Consider the following 2,537-nt stretch of genomic DNA (forward strand, 5'->3'; position numbering starts at 1 on the left):
GTGGGTCCTGACCGGCGCGGAGGAGGCCGGTGAGGTCGCGGTGACGGGCCCGCCGGAGACACTCGCGCTCCTGCTGTGGGGACGGATCGGGGCCGACGACCCGGCTCTGGAGATCTCGGGTGACCGCGCCGGACTTCACGCCGCCCTGGAGGCCGGACTCGCGGGGTGAGGCCGCCCGCCGGGTGGAGCGTGCTCAGAAGAGGGCTGCGGCCAGTGCGAGACCGGCGGCCACCGCCGCGACCACCGCGATCCCCGTTCCCAGGACGTTGCCGAGGGCCCTGCGATAGGCCCCGCCCTGGACCAGGCGGACGGTCTCCACCATGGCGGTCGAGAACGTGGTGTACCCGGCGCAGAAGCCGATCGTGGCCGCCTCCAGACCGACGCCACCGATCGCCCCGGCGATCGCCGCCCCGGTGAGCACGCCCATGAGCAGTGAGCCGGTGATGTTGACGGCGACGGTTCCGACCGGGAAACCGCTGTTCCACCGGGTTCTGACGAGGCCGTCCACCACGAATCTGGCCGCGGCGCCGAGCCCGCCGAACAGGGCGATGAGGGCGATGGTCACGGGCGGTCCCCTCCCGGCGCGGTGGGGTCGGAGACGACACCCTGGTCGGGATCGGGGGGGAGACGACGCTCGCGCCACCGATGGTGCCGGCTGGCCAGGATGACCCCGAGCATGCAGGTGAGGAATCCGCCGACGAGCGAGACCGTGAAGTAGCCGACCGCCAGGCCGACGTGACCGGAGGTGAGCAGCCTCTCGATCTCGAGGGCGAAGGTGGAGAAGGTGGTGAATCCACCCAGGGCGCCGGTGCCCAGGCCGAGGCGGATCATCCGTCGGGGACGGGTCTCGTCACCGGCACGGACGAGTGCTTCGAGAAGCAGCCCGAGGAGGAACGCTCCGATGAGGTTCTCGGCGAGCGTCGCTATCGGCCACTCGTGCGGGTGTGGAATCGACGTGGTCATGCCCCATCGGGCCAGGGTGCCCGCGGCGCCGCCGAGCGCGACGAGGGCGATCAACCCGGGGTGCAGATGCGGTGGCCGGCTCATCGGCGCTGCCTCCTGACCTTGTACGCCGCCGCACGCCGCGGGGCGCCCGGTTCGGACGAGGCCCGGTCGGGGTGTCCGGTCGGGTGGCCGCCGTCGACACGCATGGTGGCTACCAGAATTGACTAGGAAACAGGGACCGTTGACGACATCCGTGCCGTGGTTGAAGGCGGGCCCCACCGCCGTGATGGCCACGATAACAAGCTCCACGTGGACCGGTTCTTGTGATGGAGCGTGAGGTGGGCCACGGTGGTGGGGTACCTCGGGCAGTGTCCGACGAGCAGTGGGGAGCGGGTAGCAGATGGGTCATCGCATGTTCGCCGCGGTGCTGCCGCCGGAGGAGGTGAGCCAGGAGCTCGAGCGGTTCCTCGAACCGCGCCCGGGACTCGCCTGGACCGATCCCGCGCAGTGGCACCTCACCCTGACCTTCTGCCCGGATGTCGACGAGTGGCGGATCGACGACCTCTCCGACAGGCTCGGCGCGGTCGCCCGGAAGCACGAGCCGTTCCGGATCCGGCTCGCCGGGGCGGGGGCGTTCCCCTCGGTCGACCGGGCGAAGGTGCTGTGGGCGGGCGTCGAGCACCTGGCGGCAGCCCCGACTGATTCCGGGTCGCGCGAGACTCCGTTGCACGCCCTGGCCGCGGGGGCCCGGTCGGCCGCCAACGCCGCCGGCTGCGTCCCCGACGGGGCTCGGTTCCACCCTCACCTCACGCTCGCCCGGCTCCGCGGTCGCTCCGATGCCACGGCATGGCTCCGCGTCCTCGACACCTTCACCAGCAGTGACTGGACGGTCTCCGAGATCGCGCTGGTCGACTCCTTTCTCGGTGAGGGGCCCGGGGGGCGGGCCCGGCACGAGGTGGTGGACCGTCTGCCGTTGGGGGAGTCCGACACCCGGTGGTGGTCACCCTCCGGGTAGCTCTGGTCCCGGGGTCACAACCCCGCACACTGCCCTTCCCGCTCACCGCCGACCTCGTTGCCGCCGCCGGTCGGGACCGGGGCGTTGCCCTCGCACTCGAGGTCGCCCCCGATGGAGTTGCCGTCGAAGCGCTGGGGGCCGGAGTTCTCCTGCGATTCCAGATCGCCACCGATCCGGACGTTCTCCACCGTCGCCTCGCCGCCCCTGTCCAACTCGATCGACCCCGCCACCTCGCCCCCGGACACCAGAACGGAGGCGTGCCCCTCGGCCTCGATGTCCTCGGTGACCCGGACGTTGCGGGCCTCCAGCCGACCGCCGCTCCGGACGTCGATGTCGCCGGTGACGGTCAGGTCGGACAGCACACACGTCTGACCGTCGCGGACCAGGACATCCCCGGGGATGTCCTGCCCCGAGACGTCGGTGCCGCAGTCCGACCGGTCGAACGCCCCCCGGTCGGTGGGCTCCCCGGGTCTGTCGCCGTCCCGTTGGCCGGCGGGCAGTTCGGCCGTCTCGACGGGAGCGGTCACGGTGGCGGTGACCGTCGGCGCCGCGTCGACCCGGTCGTCCTCCGCGCCGG

General features: G+C 72.1%; 5 protein-coding genes. 2 read left to right on the plus strand and 3 right to left on the minus strand.

Annotation, left to right across the window (positions count from 1 at the left end; genetic code table 11):
• Positions 1 to 7 precede the first annotated feature (7 nt).
• Positions 8 to 169 carry a hypothetical protein gene (locus G6019_RS17790; protein WP_206681836.1) on the plus strand — a complete coding sequence of 54 codons (162 nt, stop codon included), beginning with the start codon at positions 8 to 10 and terminating at the stop codon, positions 167 to 169.
• Between the two features lie 24 nt (positions 170 to 193).
• Here G6019_RS17790 and G6019_RS15420 read toward each other — a convergent pair whose 3' ends face one another.
• Entirely contained in the window at positions 194 to 565 is a 372-nt protein-coding gene (locus tag G6019_RS15420) for a fluoride efflux transporter FluC (RefSeq protein WP_107755331.1), read from the minus strand.
• Positions 562 to 1,047 (minus strand): fluoride efflux transporter FluC, encoded by a 486-nt coding sequence (locus G6019_RS15425; protein WP_182612987.1) that lies wholly within the window; start codon positions 1,045 to 1,047, stop codon positions 562 to 564. The genes G6019_RS15420 and G6019_RS15425 overlap by 4 nt, the downstream gene beginning before the upstream one ends.
• A gap of 298 nt (positions 1,048 to 1,345) precedes the next feature.
• Between G6019_RS15425 and thpR the strand changes: the two genes are divergently transcribed.
• Entirely contained in the window at positions 1,346 to 1,960 is a 615-nt protein-coding gene (gene thpR / locus G6019_RS15430; RefSeq protein ID WP_107755333.1) for an RNA 2',3'-cyclic phosphodiesterase, read from the plus strand.
• A gap of 14 nt (positions 1,961 to 1,974) precedes the next feature.
• Here the strand turns inward: thpR and G6019_RS15435 are convergent.
• Positions 1,975 to 2,537 (minus strand): hypothetical protein (locus tag G6019_RS15435; RefSeq protein ID WP_182627972.1); only part of this gene is annotated, 563 nt, incomplete at its 5' end.

Source organism: Dietzia sp. DQ12-76 (assembly GCF_014145045.1).
In the GTDB taxonomy this organism is placed as follows: Bacteria; Actinomycetota; Actinomycetes; order Mycobacteriales; family Mycobacteriaceae; genus Dietzia.